Below are 25108 nucleotides of genomic sequence, written 5' to 3' on the forward strand. Positions count from 1 at the left end.
GACCTTTACTCCTTCGATTCTAGTTGTTCAGGTTTGAACGTACGAATCGCCCAAATCATAAAACCAATCAGGAAGAACGCAGAAGGCGCCAATAGCATTAAACCATTGGGTTGATACCAACCACCATTGCTAACCAATGGCAGCACTTCTATACCAAATAGCTTGCCTGAACCGAGAAGTTCACGGAAGAAACCAACAGTGATCAATACAAAACCATAGCCCAAACCATTACCGATACCATCGATAAAGGAAGGAATCGGTGCCGACTTCATTGCAAATGCTTCAGCACGGCCCATTACGATACAGTTAGTAATGATCAACCCTACGAACACCGATAGCTGTTTCGAGATATCGTATAAGTAAGCGCGTAGGATCTGGTCGACCACAATAACCAATGAAGCAATGATCGCCATCTGAACGATGATACGCACACTGTTGGGAATGTGGTGACGAATTAACGAAACGAATAAGTTAGAGAAAGCTGTTACAAACATAACGGCTAGCGTCATAACAAACGCCGTTTCCAGTTTTGTGGTTACCGCAAGGGCAGAACAGACACCAAGCACTTGAAGTGCGATTGGGTTGTTATCCAACACTGGCGCTAGAATGCTCTTTTTAATCTCTTTTGCGCTAGACATTAGTTCAAACCTCCGTCACGAACTTTTGCTAGGAATGGACCAAAGCCCATATCACCTAACCAGAAGTCGAAAGTGTGTTGAACACCGTTACTGGTCAGTGTGGCGCCAGAAAGTCCATCAACGCCATGCTCAGATCCGGCAGGAGCGCCACCTTTCACAATTTTGATTGCAGGTTGGTGGTTGTCATTAAACAATTTCTTGCCAACAAATTGAGCACGCCATGATGGGTTTTCAACTTCACCACCCAATCCCGGAGTTTCACCTTGTTCGTAGTAAGTAATGCCGAAAACGGTATTACCATCGGTTTCTACAGCCACAAATGCGTACATCATTGACCACAAACCATTACCGTGAACGGGAACAATCACTTTAGAAATCTCGTCGCCACTTTTCACTAGGTAAACAACCCCAGTATTGGCACGACGAATAATCTTCGCTTTATCTTGTTCCGCTGTTAGCTTGATAGATTGAGCTGGGTCTTTAGAAGCTTTGCGTTGATCATAGACCGTTGCATCGCCATCAACAAAGTTCCCAGTTTTAAAATCAATCAAACGAGGTTCAATGTATTTAGCAAAAAGCTCTGGCACGCTACCAGACTCGTTAATGCCTGCAACTTCAACAATCTTGCTTTGCTTATCAAGTACTGCGTTAACTTTTTGCTTGTCACGCAGGCCAACCGCTGCTGTCGATACGATGATTGAACAAACTAGGCTCAATCCGATAACAACACCCAGCGTCTTTTTAATGCTGTCGTTATTACTTGCCATAGCGTGCTAGTCTCCGCTTGATGTTCTTCTCAATCACAATATGGTCAAACAAAGGTGCAAATAGGTTCGCAAATAAGATCGCCAGCATCATACCTTCTGGGTAGGCTGGGTTAACCACACGAATCATCACACACATTGCGCCAATCAAAATACCGTATGCCCATTTACCTTTGTTAGTAAATGAAGCCGATACTGGATCGGTTGCCATGAAGAACATACCAAACGCAAAGCCACCAAGAACGAGGTGCCAATGCCAAGGCATATTAAACATTGCATTTGTGTCTGAACCAATGACATTGAACAGCGTTGAAATGGCAATCATACCCACCATAACACCAGCAATAATGCGCCATGAAGCGATGCCCATGTAGACAATAAATGCCGCACCAATCGCCAGTGCCAACGTCGATACTTCACCGATAGAACCAGGAATGTTACCAACGAACGCGTCCATCCAAGTAATGGCTTCGCCAGTGACCTTATTGAGCAGAGCACCGTTACCACCTTGAGCCCATTGGCTTAAGGCCGTTGCGCCAGAAAAACCATCTGCAGCTGTCCAAACAACGTCACCAGAGATCTGTGCTGGATAGGCGAAGAATAGAAAGGCACGACCAGCTAATGCTGGGTTTAGGAAATTACGCCCGGTACCACCAAAGATTTCTTTGGCAACAACCACACCAAAGGTAATCCCTAAAGCGGCTTGCCATAACGGCAGTGTGGGTGGAACAATCAGAGCAAACAAAATTGAAGTAACAAAGAAACCTTCGTTAACTTCATGCTTACGCACCATACAAAACAGCACTTCCCAGAAACCACCGACCAAGAAAACCGTGGCGTAGATAGGTAGGAAGTAAGTCGCACCGAGCAGCATCATACTTGCCCAACCGGCTTGCGTACTTAATGTACCGCCAAGCATTTCAGTTAGCCAATAGTGCCAGTTACCACTGATGACTGTCGCCAATTCAGCGCCAGAATACAGATGGTTAAGTGCAGTAATCGATTGGTGACCAACGTTATACATACCCCAGAACATCGCTGGGAATACCGCTAGCCAAACCATGATCATGATGCGTTTGAGATCAACGCTATCACGAACGTGTGAGCTTCGTTTTGTAACTAAACCAGGCGTATAAAAAAGCGTTGCGGCTGCTTCATACAAGGCAAACCATTTTTCGTGTTTACCGCCAGGTTCAAAATGATGCTCGATGTCTTCAAGAAACTTTTTAAGGCCCATGAAAATTACCCTTCCTTCTCAATCTTATCTAGGCACTCACGAAGTAGCTGACCATATTCGTATTTACCAGGACATACAAAGGTACACAATGCGAGATCTTCTTCGTCCAGCTCAAGGGCACCGAGACGTTGAGCGCTATCGATGTCACCTGCACATAGGTCACGAAGTAGGAGCGTTGGTTCCATATCTAGTGGCAACACTTTTTCATAGTTACCAATAGGTACCATCGCACGATCACTACCATTGGTTGTGGTTGTCATGTTGAACAACTGACCTTTGAATAGATGACCAAGGAAAGAGCGAGTGACTGAAAACTTGTTCTTGCCAGGCATTGCCCAACCAAGAAAATCTTTGTCACGACCTTCACGCAGAACCGATACTTGGAGGTGGTAACGACCAAGATAAGCTACAGGCCCCGTCGCTTTCACACCAGAAAGCACAGAACCAGAGATGACACGAACTTCGCCCGGCATCAATTCGTTATCCGTTAACTCTTCGAGGCTAGCACCAATCTGAGTACGGACAAGACGAGGTTTGTTGACCACGGGTCCTGCAAGCGACACCACTCGTTGTGTGTATAGCTCACCGGTTAAGAACAATTGACCAAACGCAATCACGTCTTGGTAATTGATGCTCCACGCCACATTGACTGCATTTACTGGATAGAGGAAATGCATGTGAGTCCCTACAAGACCAGCAGGGTGTGGGCCATCAAACACATGTTCTTCAACGTTTGGCTGTGAAGAGCGTGGTAAGCTAGTACCAGATTTACAGACGTAAACCTTGCCCTCAGTCAGAGTTGACAGGATATCGAGACCAGCGACGAATGCTTCAGATTGCTCATTAATGATCGTCTCAGGTTTTGCCGCTAATGGATTGGTATCCATTGCTGTCACAAAAATAGCCTGAGTTGAAGACTCAATTGCTGGAACCTTGCTAAACGGACGAGTACGCAACGCAGTCCAAAGACCAGACTCAACTAACTGAGTTTTAACCGTTTGACGGTCAATACTTGCTAGTTGGCTAGCTTCAAAGCTATCGAACGTGATTTGCTCATCACCTGCCACTTCAATCACAACCGATTGTAGGACACGTTTGGCGCCACGATTGACTTCGATAACCTTACCGCTTGCTGGTGAAGTAAATTTAACACCCGGATTCTTTTTATCTTCAAAAAGAATTTGAGCTTTCTTTACTTCATCGCCTACGCGAACATGCATGGTAGGACGCATGCCAACGTACTCTTCGCCAAGCAAGGCGACTTTAGTGATGGTTTTACCATCATTAATCACCTGGGAAGGAGTTCCTGCAATAGGAAGGTCCAAACCCCTTTTTATTGTAATCATACGCACTTGCACTATTTTATCGGGAAAAAGATTCTTTTAATTGCGTAAGTTCAAGACTTGTTTATCTTTCATGGTCGTTCTTGATAAGAGGCCAAATGAAAGTTAAACCAGCCTTAGACACGACATTTCTGTGTCCGATTTTGGCTTGTTTTAAACGCCAGAACCGCAACATCCTTTTAATAACCTCATCACAAGTATGGTATGAGATCCATTAGGTGCAATAGTTTAGCATTTTTTCGGAACCTGATGCCATGACCAATCCTCTGATAAGTCGTTTTATTTGGAAGGATTTGAATCATAAAGGCTAGCGAATAGTCATAACTTTGAAGCATCGCACAAATAGCCTATTCCTTACCCCTTATGAGTATTTATTTCTATTCACTACCTAAAACAATTTCTCTCAACTTGTTCATCTCGTCAATTTGTTGATCTACTGTTAACATGCGGCTCAAAAACAGAACAAAAAAGAACAGAATAAGAGAACGGCATATTCAGACGGTTCTGAACGAGTTATTTTCCACCGCCCATACACATAGGACTATCAGGTGCGCCACTAATTTGCGCCTGCCACTCGTGTGGTGTGTAGGTATGAATCGAGAGTGCATGAATGTGGTTCGCTAACTCTTCTGCCAACACTTGGTTAACCTGGCGGTGACGGCCAATCAAACGCATTCCTTCAAAACTGTCACTCACCACGATGACTTTAAAATGGCTTTCCGATCCTGAAGGCACATTGTGCATATAGCTTTCATTTTCAACTTTCAAATAATCAGGGTGAAATGCTTGATGCAATTTTTGTTCGATTATGGGTTGGATCATACCGTTGCCTTTCTTCCTCAAATAAGAGCATGAGAATATATACGAGTGTAAAGAGATTTAAGTTTAACTAGCCTTATAGAATAGCGAAAGGTTTTGGTTCCTTGTTTCTACGCCATTTGAGACAATGCATCCGTAATTCTCACTACGACCTATAAAAAATTATGAAAACAGAGTTGGCACTGCATGATCGAACGTTGAGTTTGCACCGTTTCCCACATCGTTCAAATGAAACATTACAAGCTTGGGATGCGGGCGATGAATATGTGATTAATCATATTGAAGCGTTGAATTTAGTAATAGGCAAACGCATCCTTATTTTAAACGATCACTTTGGCGCTCTATCGTGTTGGTTTGCAGATAAGCATCACGTCACCATGATGAGCGACTCTTTTATTTCGCAACAAGGTACGTTAAACAATCTTCAGCGCAATCAGTGCCGCAACGTGCAATTGCTTTCAACAATGGATGCCATCCCTGAATCGGTCGATCTGGTGCTTTTTCAATTGCCCAAGAGCAATCGCCACTTGGTTTGGCAATTAAGCCAACTCCGTCAGTCCCTTGCCCAAGATTGCCCTGTGATAGCGGTCAACAAAGCGAAAGAGATCCACACATCAACCTTAAACTTATTTGAAAAGTATTTAGGTTCAACAAGCACTTCTCTTGCATGGAAAAAACACCGCCTCGTTTTTTCAGCACCGAACGTATCACCGATTGAAACGGTGGAACCCATAACTGAATGGGCCGTAGAAAACGAATCCATCCATCTAAAAAACCTGCCGAATGTCTACTCAGGTGAGGGATTGGATCTCGGCGCACGCTTTTTTCTACAGCATCTTCCACAAGATCCTAAGTTACAGCACATCATCGACCTTGGATGCGGCAACGGGGTGTTATCAATCAAGATGGGCCAACTCAATCCTCAAGTACGAATGACCTGCGTTGATGAAAGCTTGATGGCCGTCGAGTCTGCAAGACAAAACTTAGTGGATAATTTAGGAGAAGATCGCAATATTCAATGCATTGCGAATAACTGCTTAGATGGTTTTCAACAAGAGAGTAGCTGTTTAGTATTGTGCAACCCACCATTCCATCAACAACAAGCTATCACGGATCACATTGCTTGGCAGATGTTCTGTGATGCAAAGCATGTTCTTAAAAAAGGGGGACGATTATTAGTGATCGGCAATCGCCACCTCGGCTACGATGTAAAACTAGCAAGATTATTTGGCCAAGGGCAGGTAAAAACTGTCGCGACCAACCATAAATTTGTTATCTTACAAGCAACTAAATAGGCAAGGATAAGAAAGGAAATGACCATGAAAAAACTGGTTCTCGCAGCCTCAATCGCATTACTCACCGCTTGTGCCGCACCTCAGCAACAGCAAATCAACTTTATGCCCACGGCAACGACCAGCAAAAATACGGTCGTCAACGATAAAGCCTTTACTCTGGTCAGCAAAGATGTTCGATCGGCGCAATATGTGGCATTAGTGGACAGTGGTCGATCCAATATTGAACCCATTCATGCCAAGCAAAACGTTCGTATTGCGGTTGAGAACGCGTTGGCGGAGCAATTTGGGTCTCAAGGCTATCGCTTGACAGTGAACAGCGAAAACAATGTCACAGCTGAAATTTCAGAAGCACTAGTAACAGTAAAACACAGCGTTATGTCAAATGAAATGGATGGCAGTGTCACGCTTGAAATCACCGCTGAAACACCAAAAGGCAAATTAGTGAAAACGTTCAACGGGACGGCAAAACGCTCCGGTACACTCAGCGCTTCAAATGATGAGATTGAGATGGTACTCAACGATGTTATGAACTTGGTACTTAAAGAAATTGCCAATGACAGCGAACTGAATAGCTATTTGCAGGAGCGCTTTTAATGTTACGTTCTTTCGTTACGACACTGGCGCTCTTTAGTTGCACTGTGTTTGCGGCACCCAACGTCCTGATTGAAACTAACTTAGGGGCGTTCACTATTGAACTAAATACAGAGAAAGCGCCAACGACTGTCGCAAACTTCGTAAAATATGTTCAAGATGGCAGTTATGTTGGCAGCCAATTTCACCGCGTTATTCCAGGGTTTATGGCACAAGGCGGCGGATTTGATGCGGATTTAAAACAACTCACCACTTATGCTCCCATCAAAAATGAAGCGAGCAATGGGTTGACCAATGACACTGCGACGATCGCAATGGCGCGTACCAATGATCCTAACTCGGCTACTCGCCAATTCTTTATTAACTTGGTCGATAATGATTTTCTCAACTACAACGCTCGCCCACCGGGTTATGCAGTCTTTGGTAAAGTCACGCAAGGGTTTGATGTTGTGCAAAAAATGGCTCAACAGCCGACCAGCACGAAAGGGCGAATGCAAGACGTCCCCATCGAACCAATCGTTATTACGAATGTCACACTAGAACAATAACCATACCAACGCCGATTTATCGGCGTTTGATTTTATTGGGTCGCCTTTCGACCTAAGCTGCTTTGTTAACAAGGATTAACTGTATGTCATCAGCGTCTCCCTCTCTTTCTTGGATGGAAACTATCCGTAGCTATCTTGATAAACGCCTATTGTGGGTATTTATGATGGGGTGTTCGAGCGGTTTTCCGTGGGTTTTGATTGGTTCGAATATGTCAGGATGGCTAAAAGATGCAGGCTTAACCACCGCTGCAATTGGTTATTTTGGCAGTGTCTTCGCGGTTTACGCGATTAATTTTCTATGGGCACCATTGGTGGATCGCGTCAAATTACCCATTCTGACGCCATTATTAGGTCAACGCCGCAGTTGGGTGTTTTTGTGCCAATCGATCATTTTGCTCTGTACGTTGCTGATTGCGGGTGTCAATCCAGCCCAAAATTTGATGTTTACCTCAATGCTTGCCTTGGGCATTGCGATCGCTTCTGCCACTCAAGATATCGCGATTGATGCTTTTCGTATCGATACTTTCCCCAAATCACAAGCCAATAAGCTGCCACAAGCCTCCGCCATGGCCATCATGGGGTGGTGGACTGGATACTCTCTGCCGGGCTATCTCGCTTTTGTAAACGCTGATAGTATCGGTTGGAATGCCGTTTATTATGGCATGGCACTCTGTGTCGGCCTGCTAATGCTTTTCACGCTCTTGGTGGGCGAACCAAAAACACATCGCGAAGCGCTACAGCATCAAGCGGAGCTGCGACACAATCAGGTAGTTGGTTCGAAAGTCGTCGCGTGGTTCACCGTTACCGTAATCGAACCATTTCTCGATTTCTTCAAACGCAATGGCGCGCAAGTAGCAATAACCCTGCTGTTGTTTGTCTTTTTATTCAAGATTGGCGAAGCTTTTCTTGGCCGAATGTCGATTCCATTTTACAAAGAAATTGGCTTTAGCAACGAACAAATTGGTCACTACTCGAAGCTAATTGGTTGGGGAGCAACCCTGTTCTTCACTTTGATTGGTAGTATGTTTAACGTGAGGTTTGGTATTGTTCGCGGCTTGATGATTGGTGGCATCGCGATGTCTGCCAGTAATTTGATGTTTTCGTGGATCGCTCAAGTTGGCCCTAATGAGCACCTGTTCTTAGCGACCATTATTGTTGATAACTTTACCACTGCGTTTTCCACCGTGGCCTTTGTTTCGTTTCTTACTGTGTTAACGGGGCAGGCATTTTCAGCAACGCAATATGCGCTATTGGCCTCTCTAGGAAACTTTGGCCGCACCACGCTGGCTTCCTTTAGCGGGGAGCTGGTCGATTATCTCAATAATTGGTCACTGTTCTTTATTATCACCGCACTGATGGTAGTACCAAGCCTTATCATGCTCTACTCACTGCGCCATTATTTTGCTGATTTGCTGCAAAAAGCTCACCAGAGAGACATCGATGATATTGCTAAGCAAGGCATTGATAAGCGTTAGATGAAAAAAAGGTCGTACAATACGACCTTTTTTCATTTGATGTGTCCGCTATAGACTATGGATAGAGGCCTTTACCAAATAAGTTAAACACTCTCGCAACACCTTGCGTAAACAGCATTGGCTCAGTTAACACCGTTAAGCATAAACAATCTTCATCCACTTTGGTAAAAGGGCTGTGTTTAATACTCGCATCTCTTTGAATGAAATCACCCACTTGATAATGTCCATCTTCATCACTGAAACCACCATGGAGTACCAAGGTCGACTCAACCCCTTTGTGTGTATGCTGAGGGATCTGCACGTTGTGATTGATGTACATCAGGTTCATGCGAGAGTCTTCAGCAATATCTAGGTGGGCACTAAAAACTTTACCACCATAGCTACGCCACTCGCCTTTAAAGCGAATCAGTTGGCTCAGCGTACTAGGCAGCATCACAACGCGATCATTGACTTTAATTTCTATCGATTCAGGCTTACGCAAGGTCGATGGATGTAGGGTATCCAGCGCCGTGATCGTTTCAAACATCTGGTTTAAATGATCATCATTAGAAGCGGCCATCGTTTGCTGCGGCAACGATTGGCTCAACAACGCTTCGGCGGCACGAGTTTCTAAGTATTGAACCTGTTGACGACACTGAGTACAGAGTTCAAGGTGAGTGGCAATCATAATGCCATGCGCCGCATCAATTGAACCATTGGCATACTGCTGCAGTACTTCGTTGCTTGGATGGTGGCTCATAATTGCTCCGCTTGAATAGAATGTCTAAGTTTTTCAACAGCTAGTCGTAAACGCGATTTGACAGTACCGAGAGGAATATTGAACATCTCCGCAACCTGCTGCTGCGGCAGTTCTTCAAGATACACCGCCTTCACGATGGCTTGCTGAGCTTCAGGCAACAACGCCACAAACTTTAATATTTGCTCTTTTAACATGTCATGTTCAGGACAGTAATGTTCAACCAAATCAGGTGGGCAGTAGTCAGTTGGCCAAATATCATCAGCATAAACATGTAACTCTCGCCCGCGCTGCTTACGCAGAAGATCAAAACACAAATTGCGTGCAATCGTGTAAACCCATGTCGAAAGCGAACTTTTTCGGTTATCGAATAGATGCGATTTCTGCCACACCGTGGTCATGGTTTCTTGCACCATTTCTAACGCCACTTGCTCGCTGCCTACATGCTTAAACGCAAACTGCTGTAAACGAGGAGAGAAATAACGAAACACTAAAGCAAACGCCTGTTTATCACGTTGCTTGACACGTTCCATGCATTCAGCCCAGTCTTGCTTGGTGTAGCTTGGGCTTAGCGACACACTATGCTGAGAATCACTGATCATGCTGCGCTCTTCCTTTAGGGGTAACCTTGGTCATTGGCATAACGTAGCCATAAAACCTTATACGTGAGCAATGAATCCATCGATCACTCTTCAATATTCTTTTTAATGCAGAGTCGTTGCTGAGCGACTTCACATTATCAGTGTAATGCACGCTTTCAAAGTTAGTGTGAGACTTCGATAACCTGCAACAAAAAATCAACCGCACTGTGCGCGTCATCCTGTCTCATTAAATCATCAAATTGTTGAATCGAGATAGGGAGCAGCTCTAGCCATCGCTGCGCCACCCAACTGGCATCATCAAAAAAACAGTGTGAATAGAGCTCGCCAAGTTGAGGAAATTGTTGATAAACCGCTTGTAACTGGTGGCTTAAATACCATTCGTGAGGTTCTAAATCTCTTACTGACCAACCATTCAATGGCGTGACATGAGCAACTCGCAGGCCATCAAATTCGCTTACTACTGACTCTATTCTAAAGCGCTCCATCCCCATCACAGTTAATCCTAACATCCCATTATCGAGCGCTTCAAAATCAACAATTTTAACCAACATCCCAAATTTAGATAACTGATTTGCTTTATTGCCTTTTTTGTTATGAATCAAACAAATGCCAAATGTAGAGTCAGACTGGCTGGATTGAGTGACCATCCGCTTGTACCTTGATTCAAAGATCCGTAGCTTCATTTTCCCTTCAGGTAAAACGATTGAAGCCAAAGGAAACAGCATCAATTTCTTCATCATTCATCACTCTTCATCATGCCCATCAATAAATACGTTGAAGATTACAAAACGATCACTAACTAAAAATGTTGGTTTATCGATTTGCATAAAGCAATACCAAAGCAAACGTTTAAGTTATTAAAATCACACTAAAGATGCAAAAGAACGAAATATTAATTTAGTTCCGAGCAAATATTCATTAACGTGACCATGGTCACTAAATTTGTTCAAATTTGCATTCGCAATCACTTTTAATTGAGATTTTTATCGTTATTATTCGGGCCAATTGAACGCACATCAGAAATATACGTGTGCTGAATTATGACAAAACATAGAGAGTCCCCCTTATGCGTAAATCACTTCTAGCTCTAGGCCTAATGGCTGCAACTTCTGCTCCAGTTATAGCAGCTGACTATTCAGATGGCGACATCCATAAAAACGATTACAAATGGATGCAATTTAACCTAATGGCTGCAATCGATGAATTACCAGGTGAGTCATCGCATGATTACTTAGAGATGGAATTTGGCGGCCGATCAGGGATTTTTGATCTGTACGGTTACGTTGATATCTTTAACCTGCTAAGCAACCCAAGCAGTGACAAAGACGGCGCCGAAAAAATCTTTATGAAATTTGCACCTCGTATGTCACTAGATGCACTTACAGGTAAAGATTTGTCTTTCGGGCCAGTGCAAGAGTTGTATGTCTCTACGCTAATGGAATGGGGTGGTAACTCTGACGTTAACACTCAAAAAGTGGGCCTTGGCTCTGATGTGAATGTGCCTTGGCTAGGTAAAGTAGGTTTAAACCTTTACGGTACTTACGATTCAAATAAGAAAGATTGGAATGGTTTCCAAATCTCAACCAACTGGTTCAAACCTTTTTACTTCTTTGAAAACGGCTCATTTATCTCTTACCAAGGTTACATCGATTACCAATTTGGTATGGAAACAGACAAAGGATACGCAACATCTAGCAATGGCGGCGCTATGTTTAACGGTATCTACTGGCACTCAGACCGCTTTGCTGTGGGTTACGGCCTAAAAGGCTACAAAGATATCTACGGTATCAAAGATACTGATGGATTCAAATCAACTGGCTTTGGTCACTACCTAGCTGTGACTTACAAGTTCTAATCGAACCTAAGTTTTTGGCTAAATGGCGCTCTCGAGCGCCATTTTTATTGCTTTCCATTTCTACCTCATTATCCTTGGCGCAAAGTTAACAATGGAGAGGTGTTATGAATATCGTCGTGCTTGGGCCGGGCGCGGTTGGGTTGCTTTGGGCGACAAAGCTGCATGCTGCTGGACACCGCGTTTCATTATGGGGCAGACAAGCTCAATCTTCACTTTCCATTGCTTTAGATAAACAGGCATCTATTACCCTGCCCTGTAATGATTGCAGCGCGCTCTGCCATGCCGATCTCTTACTGATTACCGTTAAGGCTTGGCAAGTTGAGCAAGCGCTCACTCCACTGCTGAATACACTCAATCGTGACACCATTTTGCTATTTATGCACAACGGCATGGGCGCGCTTGATTCGATGCAGGATCAACTGAACGACTTTCCTATTGTGCTTTCAACCACCACGCACGGTGCACTCAAGCCGTCAATGAATCAAGTATTGCATACTGGCAAAGGCGTAACTCAATTAGGGGCTTACAACGCCCAAGGCAAGCAGTGTCAATTTCTAGTGGATGTACTTCAGCATGCATTGCCAGACGTAATGTGGAATAACACGATTGAAGAAGCACTATGGCATAAGCTTGCAATTAACTGCGCGATTAACCCGCTCACCGCGTTAGAGCAATGTCGCAATGGTGATTTAGCCGATGAACGCTTCCAACGGCCGCTGGCAAATATTGTTGCAGAGCTAGCCGATGTCATGAGCGCTGAAGGCTTTGCGATCACTCAATCATCACTGCTTGCTAAGGTTAAGCAGGTGATTCAAGCCACAGCCGAGAATTATTCATCAATGCATCAAGATATTTTTTATCAACGCAAGACTGAGATAGACTTTATTACGGGCTATTTACTGAAGAAAGCAGAGCAACATCAGCTCGCAACACCGGAAAACCATAAACTTTATCTGGCAATCAAGCATCAGGAACAGAGTTGGGTAAGCAATCATGTTTAATATCCAAAACATCCGCCGTCAATTTCCGGCTTTAGCTCAAAATGAAGGCCAAGAAGCGCTCATCTATTTAGACAGCGCGGCCACCACGCAAAAGCCACAAGTGGTGATAGATGCCATTAGCCATTACTACAGCACGCAAAATGCCAATGTACATCGTGGTAGCCATCGCTTAACGGCCAAAGCGACCAGCGATTTTGAAGCGGCGCGTGACACTATGGCTCAATTTATTGGCGCATCATCTCGTAAAGAGATTCTTTGGACTCGCGGAGCGACCGAAGCGATCAACCTGATCGCGCAGACTTACGCACGTAATACCTTGCAAGTCGGTGATGAGATTCTGGTCAGTGAAATGGAACACCACGCCAATATAGTGCCTTGGCAAATCGTCGCAGCGCAAACCGGAGCAAGCGTCGTCAAAATCCCCATCACGCCAGAGTGCCACTTTGATCTTGAGGCTTTTCAAGCACGACTATCGAGTAAAACCAAAATTGTCGCCTTAGCCCATACCACCAACGTGACGGGCACGCGCCAACCGATTGAAACTGTGATTAAACTGGCGCACCAAGTCGGCGCTGTGGTCGTGATTGATGGCGCGCAAGGAATTGTGCATGAAACGGTCAACGTGCGCGAACTCGACGCAGACTTTTATCTCTTTTCTGGGCACAAGCTTTACGCTCCCGCTGGCATTGGCGTTTTGTACGGAAAATTAGCGCTGCTTGAAACAATGCCTCCATGGCACGGCGGCGGCAAGATGGTAGAAAAAGTCTCGTTTGAAGGCACAACATTTGCTGAACTGCCGGGGAAATTTGAAGCAGGCACACCGAATGTCGCAGGGGCAATAGCCCTTGCCAAAGCAATCGAATGGTTACAAAGCTGCGATAGAATCGCCATAGAAGCGCACTTACATAGGTTGCAAAAACTGACCTATCAAGCCCTGCAGCAACTCGATGATATTCGCGTCATCGGCTATCAACCGAATGCCAGTATTCTCAGTTTTGTGATGGATGGCGTTCATCATCAAGACATAGCCACCTTACTCGATCAACAAGGTATTGCCGTTCGATCTGGCCATCATTGCGCTCACCCATTAATGGATGCGCTCGGTTTAACTGGCACAGTGAGAATTTCGTTTGGTATTTACAATACCGAACAAGAGGTTGAACAGTTGATCGCCGCCATCAATAAAGCGGTTGATATGCTGTAATAATTCCCCCTTTCATCAAAAGGGGGAGATGCTCAGCTTGGATCGATATTTTTTATCTTATCGACAATGGCTTTAAGGCCATTACCACGTGAAGGACTTAAATGGGCAATCAAGCCTATTTTTTCAAAATAAGCATCCACATCAAACGCTTGAATTTGTGCGTAGGTCTTGCCGTTGTACGCAGCAAGGACTAAAGCAATTAAACCACGCACAATCCGCGCATCCGAATCGGCACAGAAAGACCATACTCCTTGGCGTTCATGCCCCACTAACCATACTTGACTCTCGCAGCCTGCAACACTGACTTGCTGCGATTTCAAAGCATCAGGCATCGTGGGCAATAACTTACCCCACTGGATCACTTGTCGGTAGCGATCTTCCCAGCCAGTAAAATTTTGCATGGTTGCCACAATCTCATCAGCGCTAATCTCACGACCAAAGGGGGAGGCAGGAAAAGGAGTCATTAACGTTACACCTTATGTTTCTGAATTAACTTTTCAACAATGCGCGCTACGGCAACAAAACCAAAGGTTGCGGTAACAACCGTCGCAGCGCCAAATCCGCTGGCACAATCCATCCGCTTTGGCCCTTCTGCGGTTGATTTCACCGCGCACACACTGCCATCGGCTTGCGGATATTTGAGCTGCTCTGTCGAGAACACGCAATCAATACCAAACTTACGCGCAGGGTTTACAGGGAAATTATGGCGATGACGAAGCGTATCTTTGAGTTTTTTTGCCAATGGGTCTTGAATCGTTTTGGTTAAATCCGCGACCTTGATTTGAGTTGGGTCAACTTGACCACCCGCACCACCAACGGTAATAACTTTAATTTTATTGCTACGGCAATAAGCCAGTAGTGAAGCTTTCGCTTTCAAACTGTCTATCGCATCGAGCACGTAATCGAACGTTTGACTCAAATAGCGGTGCTGGTTATCTGGCGTGATAAAGTCATCAATTAAGTGCACCACACACTCAGGGTTGATGAGCTTGATCCGCTCGGCCATCACTTCAATTTTACTTTGCCCAACCGTACCGCTCATCGCATGGATTTGACGGTTGATGTTGGTGACGCACACATCGTCCATATCAATCAGTGTTAACTCGCCAATACCGGTGCGCGCCAATGCTTCGACCGCCCATGACCCAACGCCACCGATACCAATCACACACACATGCGCAGCACGCAGTATTTCAACCTCACGATTTCCATAAAGGCGACGAGTGCCTCCGAAGCGTTGGTTGTAGCTATCTGAAGCAGGGGTATCGAGTTCACGCATAATTAAAAGTCCGATTGAAAGCGATAGAAAAATAAAGAGTGCGATTTATACGCACTCTTTATTTAAAAGTCTAGGTCGAAACCTGTGTCACTATTGTAGCTTTTCAGGCGGCAATGCCCAAGGCGCTTGTGTGGCTGAGTTTTCTAACCCCAGTTTCCAAACGCGACCAAAATGTTTGTAGTGCCCTGCTTCGGTTCCGGCGCGCTCGCCCATGCCATGGTACAGATCGAGGTGGTTATCTTTTACCGCGCCGCCCGTATCTAGCACAATCAACATTCGCAACTGATGGGCGCCACTCCATGTGCCATCAGCATTGAGCAGCGGCACTTCTGCTAAAATAGGTGTGCCCATAGGAAAGATGGAACGATCTCCGGCCACCGAGGCCATCGGCAGGAGTGGAATACCGGCAGAGCCAGTGACAGGGGCTGCCGCTTTGGGCGCAAAAAAGACATAGGAAGGATTTTGCTCTAGCAGCTCTCTCACCGTCGGTTCATCATTGGCTAGCACCCATTCTTTGATCGCTTTGAGTGACATTTTCTCTCGTGTCACTTCACCTCGTTCAATCAAGACTTTGCCAATACTGATGTAGGCTTTGTTATTCTTACCTGCGTAAGCGAAGTACTCAAGTGTATCGTCATCTTCAAAATGCACAAAGCCACTGCCTTGCACTTCCATAATGAAAGGATCAATCAGGTTCGCCGCATAACCTAACTCAAGCCCTTTTTCAGCTAACGCACCATCATAAATTTGCGCACGCGTTGGGCAATCGGCCGAACATTCAGGCAAACCAAATACGGGATATTTGAATATTTCATCCGGTTGATGGCGAAGCTCCATCACCGGAGAAAAATAGCCAGTGAAAAGCACATTACCTTTTTTATCGCCACCACCAAGCTGCGCCGCTTGTATTCCAAAATTCGCCAAATCTTGTGGATCACCACTTTGCAAAATCCATTCACTGATCTGTTGATACAAAGGTTGATAAATCGCTGCCATTGACGCCGAGCGAGTCACCACTTGTTCGCTCTGTTTGGAAAATTGCGTAAAGTCACGCGGCGTATTGGACTGCAGCGTGTCTACTTTGTTGAGCGCTTTAGAGAAATCGCCATCCAAATATTGCTGAGCACGGTCGGTCGATTGCGCACAACCAAACAGCAGCAGTACTGCCGCAAGAGGAAAAATTTGCTTAATCACAGAAGTTATCCGTTATTTGAGTTGCTAAAAGCATGACAAACTCGCGCCTAAACCGCAATCAGCGAATTGTTAATTGTTAATTGTTAACGGAGGTTTTTTTGGTATTTCCCTGACAATCGGAAGGTTGGATTGTAGTGCGACGACGACATTTGTGTCATTTCAGTGTTGCTGTCGTCACGCATTTTGTAACGATAAAGCGTATCGCCAATTTGGTACTCCACAATACGCCCATCAAACTCAAATGAAGTGGTGAGCACACGACCACCACTGATCACGCCAGCTTTGCTCAATTCAATTCGTTTGGCTGAATAAGGGGCAACATACTGCTCAACCCAAACCCCATACACCTTATCCTTTGGCGAAAAATAGTTTTCCAACCGAGTAAACAGGTCACCGTATAGCGACGCTACGGAAAGCAAGCCAATCATCACAAGCAGCATCAAACCTCGTTCAATGTACTTACGTCTTCGTAAGTTTATTGCCTGAGGCGTAACCGTGAGGTCTGCGTTTTTTGTCATTTTTGTGCGACTCAAATCGTTGGTTTTGGCCATATTTCGCCTTTATTAATCGGTAGTCTAACGAACCTTAAATTAGAGATAAAATCGGCGATTGAATAATTGCACCAAACTCAAAAAACCACTTGCCGACACATGAATAAAAAGTCATTATTTGAACATATTTAAACACCAAGGTGCTCTCAGAGTGAAAATTCGCAGTACAGCTCTCGTTAAAGGATTCAGACAATCAGCTCCCTATGTTAACGCTCACCGTGGAAAAACCATGGTGATCATGCTCGGAGGTGAAGCCATTGCCGATAAGAACTTCGCTAATATCATTAGCGATCTCGCACTACTGCATAGCCTTGGTGTTAAAATTGTTTTGGTGCACGGTGCTCGGCCACAAATCAATCAAATTCTGGCAACACATCATTGCTCCACTCCTTATCACAAAGGCATTCGGGTCACTGATGAAGAAGCGCTCAGCTTAGTCATGCAAGCTGCGGGGCAGCTCCAACTCGCTATCACAGCACGCCTTTCAATGAGCTTAAATAACACACCAATGGCAGGAACTCAGCTCAATATCGTTAGTGGCAATTTTGTCATCTCTCAACCATTAGGTATAGATGATGGTGTCGATTATTGCCACAGTGGCCGTATTCGCCGTATTGATATTGAAGGCATCAACCGTATGCTTGACCAAGGTTCGATCGTGCTACTGGGGCCCATTGCGAGTTCCGTCACTGGCGAATGTTTTAATTTGCTCTCTGAAGAAGTAGCCACACAAGTCGCAATACGCCTAAAAGCAGATAAGCTGATCGGCTTTTGCTCAGAGCAAGGCATTATCGATGAGCAAGGCAACGCGATTGCTGAACTGTTTCCATCTGATGTTGAACGGATAATGCAGCGTATTGAAGCAGATACCGACCAAGTTCAGGATAATAGCTCAGGTACCTCACGCTTTCTGCGAGCCGCCGTTTCAGCGTGCCGCGCAGGTGTGCCACGTAGTCACTTAGTCAGTTACAAACAAGATGGTGCTTTAATTCAGGAGCTGTTTTCTTTTGACGGGATCGGCACTCAGATCGTCATGGCAAGTGCCGAACAAGTGCGTCAGGCACAGATCGATGATATCGGCGGGATTTTCGATTTAATTCGCCCGTTAGAAGAACAAGGAATACTAGTGAGGCGCTCACGTGAACAGTTAGAACAAGAGATCCACAAGTTCACGATTATTGATAAAGATGGCTTATTAATTGGTTGCGCCGCGCTTTACCCTTACCCAGAAGAGGGCATGGCAGAAATGGCGTGTGTTGCCATTCATCAGGATTATCGGGACGGAAACCGCGGTTTATTGTTGCTTAATCACATGAAGCAGCAAGCAAAATCGATGCGTTTAGATCGCCTCTTTGTTTTGACGACGCACAGTTTACATTGGTTTAGAGAACAAGGTTTTTATGAAGTCGGCGTAGAATCGTTACCGATAACCAAACAAAGTTTGTACAACTATCAGCGCCGTTCAAAAATTTTAGTTCTGACGCTCTAACGTCAGGATATTGTGTTTATCCGTTAAGTTATGGTAAATATTTTATCTTCGATCAAATGCAAACGTTTTCATTTGTCTGTACACAAAATAAGCACTTTATTTAACTTAATATTATGTGTAGAATCCGCCGACTCATTAATGATGTACATTTAATGAACAACACAGGAACTTGGCTTTATCTCACTTGATCAAACATCAACTGAGTAAGCTTGCACGGATTGCTTTTACTACGACACGTACTTAAGAGCAAAATTCTATGAAAACTGTTATTTGTAACTCACTTCAAAGCTTTTGGGATATGGCTGATAACCAATTCCTTGAAGGCCAACATGTGCATTGCGTATTTCCCGTTAACGACAAGCTACGAGTCTTTATACTCAGCTCGCAAGATCGTTATAAAATCAGAAACATCTCTTTTACTCATGCTTTCGCATAGCAGCACACCAAATCAGTAATTGAGCTTCCCCCAAACAACAGAATGAATTCAACATACCATGTAAATTTCAAACTGTGTGGGGACAGCTCAAACTCGTTTATCCTAGTTGTTGATTTACGCTAGTCTCTTGTCTAATCTCGTAACTAAGCCGCTGGCTCGCTGCGTTTTTATCTTGAGCCCTCGTTTCATCGTTCCCATGTCAGCAAAAAGCATCAGCTGCTTCTTGGCGCGCGTAATGCCAGTATAGATAAGCTCTCTGGTCAATATCGGGCTAAAATCAGGCGGTAAAATCATCAGCGTTAGATCAAACTCACTGCCTTGTGATTTATGAATGGTCATCGCATAGGCTGTTTCGTGCTCTGGTACGCGGCTTGGTAAAATAGCTTTCACGCTACCATCTGGCAGCTCAAAATACACCTTCAAACGCGGTTCTTGCTCGCTCGTATCGAGCATGCATATGCCGATATCGCCATTATACAAACCCAAACTATGATCATTACGCGTCACCATCACTGGCCGGCCGTGATACCAAATCTCATCTTGAGTCTTGATCAACTTACGTGCGACCAGCGCACGTTCAATGCGTTGATTCAAACCACTTACCCCAAAATCCCCTTCACGAATAGCGCAAAGCAAACGGCATTGATTAAAGCAATCCAATACGGCTTTGGCTTTTTGGGCTTGAGTTTCCGCAGCATAAGCACCAGAACTCTCGATGCGCGTGAGATAACGACCATACTCCTTGACTAAGGTTTTCAGCATTAGGTTATAGCTTTCACTGCTGAGTGAGTGGTGCGTAATATCAGCATAATTACGTTTTAACACCTCATCCACCATAGCCACTTGCCCAGCATTGATCGCTTTGGCTAATTGACCAATGCCTGATCGGACATCAAAGCGGTAGCTTTTTTGCAACATGCATAAGCTGTCTGAAATCGGGCTTGCGTTAGGGTGTGAATGAGCAATCAAGGTTTGATAGCCTGTTAACTTAGCCAGGTACTCGCTGTGCGCTCGGCTGTAGCCTAAGGTCAAAAATGAACAAATGTCCCCCAGCACAGCGCCCGCTTCGACTGACGCGAGTTGGTCTTTATCACCCAGTAAAATCAAGCGCGCGTGTTTGGGTAATGCCTCGATTAACTTGACCATCATCGGTAAATCGACCATTGATGCTTCATCAACCACCAATATATCCAAATGCAGCGGGTTACGCTGATGGTGACGAAACTCAACACTGTTAGGTATGACGCCCAATAAACGGTGAAGTGTGCTCGACTCGGTGGGAATCGCCGCTTTCAACGCTGGCTCAACCGCCAGTTCAGCCACCGCTTTACCGATCGATTCCGTTAAACGTGCCGCGGCTTTACCCGTTGGTGCGACCAATTTAATGGTGGGCGTCTCACCTTGCTGTTGGGCTTGGGTAATCAAAGCGGCTAGTAATTTAGTAACCGTGGTGGTTTTACCGGTTCCAGGTCCACCAGAAATAACGGCAAAGCGGCGTGTCAGTGCCACTGCCGCTGCGACTTTTTGCCAGTTGATGCAAACGCTTTGCGGGATCAGCGTCTCTAATGCTTCGAGTTCTTTCGCCGTACGTGCTTGGCTAATGACTTGATCAATCTCATTCCAATCAAGTTCATCGGCGTTGACCACATCCAGAAAATCACACACTTGTTGCTGGCGTGCTGATGCATTGGCTGTCTCTGGCAATTGACGAAGCGCATGGAGCAGAAAGTGGTATTGACGCGCAAACAGTGTATCGAGCAGCAATTTTAGCTTTTGGACATCAGTAGGCTTTAGGCTCATTGGTGTCCCAAAGCTGATTAAACGCTGCGCTAAGGTGACTTCATAGTACCAATAGCGGTGTAGGTATAAACGTTGCCCATCAAACATTAAAGGCACCGCTTCCCCTTGCTGGCCGACTAAGTCTGAACGGTTGAGTAGCCAAGGCCAATCAATCGCCAATAGGTGCTGATTGACCGCCAAGGCAGCCTCACCAAACAAGCCTAACTTAGCCGCGAGGTCGACACCCTGCGCCGTTGAAGCATCCACTAAAGGTAAGCAGATATGCCCCTTGGCCAATTCAGCACTGACCACTGCGGCAATAAATCCGAGCGCTTGGCTATGTTCAGCGCCAAGTTGCTGCTGGCTTTTTTGTTCGATAAAACGCGCGAATTGGTAATCTAACTGACGCATAGCGCCTTTTTCCGCTAACTGCTTAAGCGTTGTCATTAGCGTACTGCTCATAAATCTAACTCCATTTGCCCTGCATCGGTCGCGCGAGTATCTACGGTTTCTCCATCAATCAATCTGTCCATCTCATCAAGCAGTTCAAAGCTCGGTTTGGTTGAGAAAACCCCATGCTCAGACTCGCCATCCATGCCGCGCAAAAAGAGATAATAGACTCCGCCAAAATGGCGATGGTAGTCATAGTTTGCTAGACGGCTGCGTAAGAATCGATGCAGCGCCAATGCGTAGAGTTGATATTGTAAATCATAGCGATGCTCTGCCATCGCCGCGTTTAAACGCTCGCCATGATAGGCGCTGACATCATCCCCCAGATGATTCGATTTCCAGTCCAGCACGTAATACTTTCCTTGATGCTCAAACAGCAAATCAATAAAGCCCTTCAGCATGCCCTGCACAGTGTAAAAACCAAGATCTCCGGCTTTGGCCGACAGTGGATCATGGCGTTGAATGACACGGTTCAATGCAGGAGCGCTCAGTACTTCTATCGGTAATAGAAATTCCATTTCAACCAAACGCTGAGTGGCGGTTTTTTGGTTCAAACGCAACGTTTTGCCATCTAAAGGTGTCTGTAACACGGTATCGACCAGCGTTTGTAATACTGGTAACCATTCAATATCGATTTGTTCTCGCACCAGTAAATCCAGTATCACTTTTTGGTTAGCATCGCTGCTAGCAGGCTCAGTAAACTCGACCTCCTCAAAGAGAGAGTGCAAAAAAGTACCGGGCGTTGCACCGCGTGGAAAAGTAAAAATGGAACGTTCTGGCTCAACCAGTAAAGCTTCCGCTTGCTCATCAGCAGAGTCGATATCAAAGCCTGAGACTTCTAAACTCGCGTCGTGGCTAGCGTGTTTCACACCTTGTTTTACCAACCCAGAATAGCTGGTCATTCGCCAAAAACGGTCAATCTGCGCTTGCAGTGTTTTGGCACTCAATACCGGCGTCTCGACGCTCAACGCTTTAAACGGCTCTGGCTGATCGGCAGGTGGCTCAGAGACACGAATGTATTGATTGGATTGAGCGTGCAACGCAGCGTTAAGATCGGCAATGCCTGCGGCTTGACCATTTTGCAGCAGATAGCCAATGGCACTTAAATGCACACCGGTTGGCTCTTTGGTGGAGCGGCCATTACGCAGCGGCGCAATGCCGATAAAACAGCCATACACAGCACGAGTCAGCGCTACATAAATCAAGCGAAGATCTTCCGCAAGCCGCTCTTTATCTGCTTGCTTGAGAGAAGCTTCACTGGCGGTAATATCCAGCACCGTTTCCTCATTCACGGCATCATGATATTTGCCTTCACTTGCCTCTCGGTAGCTGACCACAAACGGCAGAAATACTAAGTCGTATTCCAAACCTTTCGATTTGTGAATGGTGACGATCTGCACTAGGTTGCGTTCGGATTCCAAACGTTGAATTTGATCATCACGGCCCCCTAGGCCATGCTCGGCGTCACTGATAGCTTGTGCCAGCCAACGCAGCAAACCGTGATCGCTATCAATCTCTTGTCGCGCTTGCTGTAGTAGCTCACCGATGTGCATAAAATCGGTCAGTGAGCGCTCACCTTGCGGCTCTTCCAACCAACGTTCAGCGACGTGACGTTTACTCATCACACTGCGCAACATAGGAAGCACGCCGCGCTCAAGCCACAATTGGCGATACTGTTTAAATTCGTTAACCGCGTTTTCCCATACCGATTCGTCGTTGTTTAAATCATCCAAGCTGGCAGCATCTAACGCGAAAAGTGGTGAGGCCAAACAGGCCCGCAAGGCGCGATCATGTTCAGGAGTCAGTACTGCTTGCAATAGACGCTGTACATCTTGTGCTACCTCACTGCCAAAAACACTATCGCGGTTCGAGAGATAAACACTGGCAATGCCTTGCGTAGCGAGCGCCTCTTTCACCATACGACCTTCATTACCCGTCCGCACTAAGACTGCGATGTCACCTGCTTGCACACTCTTTTGCCCTTTAGCCGTATCAAAGTACGCTTGTTGATGCTGCGCGGCGCTCAAAATGGTCTGAATTTGGCTGGCGCACGCTTTGGCCATGCATTGCAGGTATTCGCCTTTTGGCAACGGGCTGTCTTGCGCTTCTTGCAGCCAATAGGTGAGCGCTGGTTGCACGGTTCCGTTAAGCCACCATTGACGCTGCTGCGCATTTGGGCTGGCTTCAACGGGTAAAAAGGGAATATCTTGGTCGTAGATAAAAGCACTGTCAGGCGTACTAAAAATCTGATTGACGGCATTGACCATATTCGCGCTAGAACGCCAGTTAGTCCCCAAGGTGTAGTGTGCGCTCACCTGTTTACGCGCTTTGATGTAGGTAAAAATGTCTGCACCACGAAACGCGTAAATCGCTTGTTTTGGGTCGCCAATCATAAACAAACCGCATTCAGCCTTAGGCAGATAAATGCGGCTAAAAATACTGTATTGCAGCGGATCGGTATCTTGGAATTCATCGATCATCGCAACGGGGTAAAGGCTGCGAATCCGCTCAGTCAGTATGCCCAGCTCATCATTATCTATCGCGGCAGAAAGCTGAGTGAGCAAATCATCAAACGATAACCACTGCTTTTGTGCTTTCGCTTTGGCAAGCATGGCTCGGCAATGAGTAATAGCGTGCGCCAGAAGCGGCGCTTCTAAGCTGATGGGTTGTTGCAAAAAGAGCTCAATGGTCGTGAACAGCGCATGTTGCGGGGGTTGACCTTTTTTCGACTTAGCCTCCAACGCGCTTTGTGCAAACTCTTGTAATTCGCTCGGTAGGTTCAATTCATGCTGCGGGTTGCTCGCCCACAACGCTAACCCTTCTAGCCGTTTCAGTAACGCTTTCTTGGTTGCTGCATGCAAATCTGAAGCTTCAATGCACGGCGGTAAATCATCGCATGAATCAAGCCACTGCTTTTTTAACGACTCTATGCGTGACAGGCACGATTGATAAAGCGCGCTTAAATCGCCACTCATCGCTTCAACAGAGAGCGTTAGCGCCGAGCCAGTTAAATAGCCACTGATTTTTTCAAGCAGCGCCGCTGGTGATGACCATAAACGGCGCACTTCCGCAGCAAGCTGAATCGACAACGGATAGAACTGACGACGCCAATAATCCGCGACCACTTGCGCTTTTAGATGGCTTTCATCGGTCACAAATTCGTTATTAAAACGGCTTCCCGATTCAAACGCATTTTGGGTGAGCATACGCTGGCAAAAGCCGTGAATGGTATAGACTGCTGCTTCATCCATCTGCCGTTCCGCTTGCAGTAATATTTGCGCCGCTTGCTTGTGATGACGGGTTTGCTCAAGTAGCGGTTTGATAACAGGGTCATCACTGAAACCGCGCGAAAAAGCGATACGCGCCTCATGAATGCGCCGCCGAATGCGGTCGCGAAGCTCAGCTGTGGCAGCTTCCGTAAAGGTCACCACTAGAATTTGATCGACCGTCAGTGGCGCTTGATGACGTGACTTTGCATCACCATGCCCAAGTAACAGGCGCAAATACAAACCTGCAATGGTGAAGGTTTTACCCGTGCCCGCTGACGCTTCGATAAGCCTTGCACCGTGCAGCGGGAACGTAAGGGTATTTAATGGTGTTGTGACCGTAGCCGGGGTCATACTCATAAACAGTTAGCCTTTGAATACGCAAGCGAATGTGATCGCGCTTGAATAATGGTATGAATAATCAAAATAAGTTTATAAATTAAGACGTTGTGAGATCTTTCTCACGGTTCGCCAAACGGGCAGCCTTTACTATCCGCGCCACGTGTTTCGTCAATCTCACGATGATGCGAACCAACCAAATCATGGTCCCTCTGAC

Annotated in this window: 23 protein-coding genes; 9 read left to right on the forward strand and 14 right to left on the reverse strand. The window is 45.8% G+C overall.

Annotated features, from left to right (window positions below):
* Positions 1–5: 5 nt before the first annotated feature.
* The 5 genes from CCZ37_RS10075 to CCZ37_RS10095 form a co-directional block, all read right to left on the reverse strand.
* Positions 6–638, reverse strand: a complete 633-nt coding sequence (locus CCZ37_RS10075; RefSeq protein ID WP_094500431.1) for an NADH:ubiquinone reductase (Na(+)-transporting) subunit D — start codon at positions 636–638, stop codon at positions 6–8.
* Positions 638–1405 carry a Na(+)-translocating NADH-quinone reductase subunit C gene (locus CCZ37_RS10080; protein ID WP_094500432.1) on the reverse strand — a complete coding sequence of 256 codons (768 nt, stop codon included), beginning with the start codon at positions 1403–1405 and terminating at the stop codon, positions 638–640. The genes CCZ37_RS10075 and CCZ37_RS10080 overlap by 1 nt, the downstream gene beginning before the upstream one ends.
* Entirely contained in the window at positions 1395–2639 is a 1245-nt protein-coding gene (locus CCZ37_RS10085; RefSeq protein ID WP_010320035.1) for an NADH:ubiquinone reductase (Na(+)-transporting) subunit B, read from the reverse strand. The genes CCZ37_RS10080 and CCZ37_RS10085 overlap by 11 nt, the downstream gene beginning before the upstream one ends.
* A gap of 5 nt (positions 2640–2644) precedes the next feature.
* Entirely contained in the window at positions 2645–3985 is a 1341-nt protein-coding gene (locus CCZ37_RS10090) for a Na(+)-translocating NADH-quinone reductase subunit A (protein ID WP_010320036.1), read from the reverse strand.
* A 510-nt stretch (positions 3986–4495) separates the two neighbouring features.
* Positions 4496–4804: a BolA family protein gene (locus CCZ37_RS10095; RefSeq protein WP_094500433.1), complete on the reverse strand. Its 309-nt coding sequence runs from the start codon at positions 4802–4804 to the stop codon at positions 4496–4498.
* A gap of 161 nt (positions 4805–4965) precedes the next feature.
* On the opposite strand from CCZ37_RS10095, the gene CCZ37_RS10100 reads away from it, so the two are divergent.
* The 4 genes from CCZ37_RS10100 to CCZ37_RS10115 all read left to right on the forward strand — a co-directional run bounded on the left by CCZ37_RS10100 (position 4966) and on the right by CCZ37_RS10115 (position 8710).
* Entirely contained in the window at positions 4966–6096 is a 1131-nt protein-coding gene (locus tag CCZ37_RS10100) for a methyltransferase (RefSeq protein ID WP_094500434.1), read from the forward strand.
* A gap of 24 nt (positions 6097–6120) precedes the next feature.
* Positions 6121–6690, forward strand: a complete 570-nt coding sequence (locus tag CCZ37_RS10105; RefSeq protein ID WP_094500435.1) for a YajG family lipoprotein — start codon at positions 6121–6123, stop codon at positions 6688–6690.
* Positions 6690–7235 (forward strand): peptidylprolyl isomerase, encoded by a 546-nt coding sequence (locus tag CCZ37_RS10110; protein WP_094500436.1) that lies wholly within the window; start codon positions 6690–6692, stop codon positions 7233–7235. The genes CCZ37_RS10105 and CCZ37_RS10110 overlap by 1 nt, the downstream gene beginning before the upstream one ends.
* An 83-nt stretch (positions 7236–7318) precedes the next feature.
* Positions 7319–8710: an AmpG family muropeptide MFS transporter gene (locus CCZ37_RS10115; RefSeq protein WP_094500437.1), complete on the forward strand. Its 1392-nt coding sequence runs from the start codon at positions 7319–7321 to the stop codon at positions 8708–8710.
* Between the two features lie 55 nt (positions 8711–8765).
* Here CCZ37_RS10115 and CCZ37_RS10120 read toward each other — a convergent pair whose 3' ends face one another.
* The 3 genes from CCZ37_RS10120 to CCZ37_RS10130 form a co-directional block, all read right to left on the reverse strand.
* Positions 8766–9449, reverse strand: coding sequence for a ChrR family anti-sigma-E factor (locus CCZ37_RS10120; protein WP_094500438.1), 684 nt, complete (start codon positions 9447–9449; stop codon positions 8766–8768).
* Entirely contained in the window at positions 9446–10048 is a 603-nt protein-coding gene (locus CCZ37_RS10125; protein WP_010318254.1) for an RNA polymerase sigma factor, read from the reverse strand. Before CCZ37_RS10125 ends, CCZ37_RS10120 begins: the two co-directional genes overlap by 4 nt.
* 161 nt (positions 10049–10209) lie before the next feature.
* Positions 10210–10785, reverse strand: coding sequence for an LON peptidase substrate-binding domain-containing protein (locus CCZ37_RS10130; RefSeq protein WP_208613944.1), 576 nt, complete (start codon positions 10783–10785; stop codon positions 10210–10212).
* Between the two features lie 329 nt (positions 10786–11114).
* On the opposite strand from CCZ37_RS10130, the gene CCZ37_RS10135 reads away from it, so the two are divergent.
* The 3 genes from CCZ37_RS10135 (at position 11115) to csdA (ending at position 14108) form a co-directional block, all read left to right on the forward strand.
* Positions 11115–11903, forward strand: a complete 789-nt coding sequence (locus CCZ37_RS10135; RefSeq protein ID WP_094500440.1) for a nucleoside-specific channel-forming Tsx family protein — start codon at positions 11115–11117, stop codon at positions 11901–11903.
* Between the two features lie 104 nt (positions 11904–12007).
* On the forward strand, positions 12008–12904 hold the full coding sequence (panE, locus tag CCZ37_RS10140; protein WP_094500441.1) for a 2-dehydropantoate 2-reductase: 897 nt from the start codon (positions 12008–12010) through the stop codon (positions 12902–12904).
* Positions 12897–14108, forward strand: a complete 1212-nt coding sequence (gene csdA, locus CCZ37_RS10145) for a cysteine desulfurase CsdA (RefSeq protein WP_094145265.1) — start codon at positions 12897–12899, stop codon at positions 14106–14108. The genes panE and csdA overlap by 8 nt, the downstream gene beginning before the upstream one ends.
* 32 nt (positions 14109–14140) lie before the next feature.
* On the opposite strand, the gene csdE is transcribed toward csdA, so the two are convergent.
* The 4 genes from csdE to CCZ37_RS10165 all read right to left on the reverse strand — a co-directional run bounded on the left by csdE (position 14141) and on the right by CCZ37_RS10165 (position 17099).
* Positions 14141–14572, reverse strand: a complete 432-nt coding sequence (csdE, locus tag CCZ37_RS10150; RefSeq protein WP_017044037.1) for a cysteine desulfurase sulfur acceptor subunit CsdE — start codon at positions 14570–14572, stop codon at positions 14141–14143.
* A gap of 5 nt (positions 14573–14577) precedes the next feature.
* Entirely contained in the window at positions 14578–15387 is an 810-nt protein-coding gene (gene tcdA, locus CCZ37_RS10155; protein WP_017044038.1) for a tRNA cyclic N6-threonylcarbamoyladenosine(37) synthase TcdA, read from the reverse strand.
* 90 nt (positions 15388–15477) lie between these two features.
* On the reverse strand, positions 15478–16581 hold the full coding sequence (gene mltA / locus CCZ37_RS10160; RefSeq protein WP_094500442.1) for a murein transglycosylase A: 1104 nt from the start codon (positions 16579–16581) through the stop codon (positions 15478–15480).
* A gap of 83 nt (positions 16582–16664) precedes the next feature.
* On the reverse strand, positions 16665–17099 hold the full coding sequence (locus tag CCZ37_RS10165; protein WP_244187266.1) for a DUF2850 domain-containing protein: 435 nt from the start codon (positions 17097–17099) through the stop codon (positions 16665–16667).
* Between the two features lie 184 nt (positions 17100–17283).
* Here CCZ37_RS10165 and argA point away from each other — a divergent pair, with 184 nt between their 5' ends.
* A complete protein-coding gene (argA, locus tag CCZ37_RS10170) occupies positions 17284–18621 on the forward strand; it encodes an amino-acid N-acetyltransferase (protein ID WP_010318245.1) in 1338 nt (445 codons plus the stop codon).
* Between the two features lie 256 nt (positions 18622–18877).
* Positions 18878–19057: a hypothetical protein gene (locus CCZ37_RS10175; protein ID WP_013856153.1), complete on the forward strand. Its 180-nt coding sequence runs from the start codon at positions 18878–18880 to the stop codon at positions 19055–19057.
* A 114-nt stretch (positions 19058–19171) separates the two neighbouring features.
* Here the strand turns inward: CCZ37_RS10175 and recD are convergent, their stop codons facing one another.
* Positions 19172–21298: an exodeoxyribonuclease V subunit alpha gene (gene recD, locus CCZ37_RS10180; RefSeq protein WP_094500445.1), complete on the reverse strand. Its 2127-nt coding sequence runs from the start codon at positions 21296–21298 to the stop codon at positions 19172–19174.
* Positions 21295–24912: an exodeoxyribonuclease V subunit beta gene (gene recB / locus CCZ37_RS10185; protein WP_094500446.1), complete on the reverse strand. Its 3618-nt coding sequence runs from the start codon at positions 24910–24912 to the stop codon at positions 21295–21297. The genes recD and recB overlap by 4 nt, the downstream gene beginning before the upstream one ends.
* Between the last annotated feature and the right edge of the window lie 196 nt (positions 24913–25108).

Origin of the sequence: Vibrio qinghaiensis (genome assembly GCF_002257545.1) — a bacterium.
Taxonomy (GTDB): Bacteria; Pseudomonadota; Gammaproteobacteria; order Enterobacterales; family Vibrionaceae; genus Vibrio; species Vibrio ordalii.

Bases quoted from the DNA above. Each gene is read 5' to 3' on its own strand.
- tcdA (WP_017044038.1), bottom strand. From the start codon at position 15,387: ATGCGTGAACTCGATACCCCTGCTTCAGATAGCTACAACCAACGCTTC.
- CCZ37_RS10165 (WP_244187266.1), bottom strand. From the start codon at position 17,099: ATGACAAAAAACGCAGACCTCACGGTTACGCCTCAGGCAATAAACTTA.
- CCZ37_RS10130 (WP_208613944.1), bottom strand. From the start codon at position 10,785: ATGAAGAAATTGATGCTGTTTCCTTTGGCTTCAATCGTTTTACCTGAA.
- CCZ37_RS10125 (WP_010318254.1), bottom strand. From the start codon at position 10,048: ATGATCAGTGATTCTCAGCATAGTGTGTCGCTAAGCCCAAGCTACACC.
- csdE (WP_017044037.1), bottom strand. From the start codon at position 14,572: ATGACTCCTTTTCCTGCCTCCCCCTTTGGTCGTGAGATTAGCGCTGAT.
- recB (WP_094500446.1), bottom strand. From the start codon at position 24,912: ATGAGTATGACCCCGGCTACGGTCACAACACCATTAAATACCCTTACG.
- CCZ37_RS10085 (WP_010320035.1), bottom strand. From the start codon at position 2,639: ATGGGCCTTAAAAAGTTTCTTGAAGACATCGAGCATCATTTTGAACCT.
- CCZ37_RS10095 (WP_094500433.1), bottom strand. From the start codon at position 4,804: ATGATCCAACCCATAATCGAACAAAAATTGCATCAAGCATTTCACCCT.
- panE (WP_094500441.1), top strand. From the start codon at position 12,008: ATGAATATCGTCGTGCTTGGGCCGGGCGCGGTTGGGTTGCTTTGGGCG.
- CCZ37_RS10135 (WP_094500440.1), top strand. From the start codon at position 11,115: ATGCGTAAATCACTTCTAGCTCTAGGCCTAATGGCTGCAACTTCTGCT.
- CCZ37_RS10075 (WP_094500431.1), bottom strand. From the start codon at position 638: ATGTCTAGCGCAAAAGAGATTAAAAAGAGCATTCTAGCGCCAGTGTTG.
- CCZ37_RS10080 (WP_094500432.1), bottom strand. From the start codon at position 1,405: ATGGCAAGTAATAACGACAGCATTAAAAAGACGCTGGGTGTTGTTATC.
- CCZ37_RS10105 (WP_094500435.1), top strand. From the start codon at position 6,121: ATGAAAAAACTGGTTCTCGCAGCCTCAATCGCATTACTCACCGCTTGT.
- recD (WP_094500445.1), bottom strand. From the start codon at position 21,298: ATGAGCAGTACGCTAATGACAACGCTTAAGCAGTTAGCGGAAAAAGGC.
- CCZ37_RS10110 (WP_094500436.1), top strand. From the start codon at position 6,690: ATGTTACGTTCTTTCGTTACGACACTGGCGCTCTTTAGTTGCACTGTG.
- CCZ37_RS10090 (WP_010320036.1), bottom strand. From the start codon at position 3,985: ATGATTACAATAAAAAGGGGTTTGGACCTTCCTATTGCAGGAACTCCT.
- csdA (WP_094145265.1), top strand. From the start codon at position 12,897: ATGTTTAATATCCAAAACATCCGCCGTCAATTTCCGGCTTTAGCTCAA.
- CCZ37_RS10115 (WP_094500437.1), top strand. From the start codon at position 7,319: ATGTCATCAGCGTCTCCCTCTCTTTCTTGGATGGAAACTATCCGTAGC.
- CCZ37_RS10120 (WP_094500438.1), bottom strand. From the start codon at position 9,449: ATGAGCCACCATCCAAGCAACGAAGTACTGCAGCAGTATGCCAATGGT.
- CCZ37_RS10175 (WP_013856153.1), top strand. From the start codon at position 18,878: ATGAAAACTGTTATTTGTAACTCACTTCAAAGCTTTTGGGATATGGCT.
- CCZ37_RS10100 (WP_094500434.1), top strand. From the start codon at position 4,966: ATGAAAACAGAGTTGGCACTGCATGATCGAACGTTGAGTTTGCACCGT.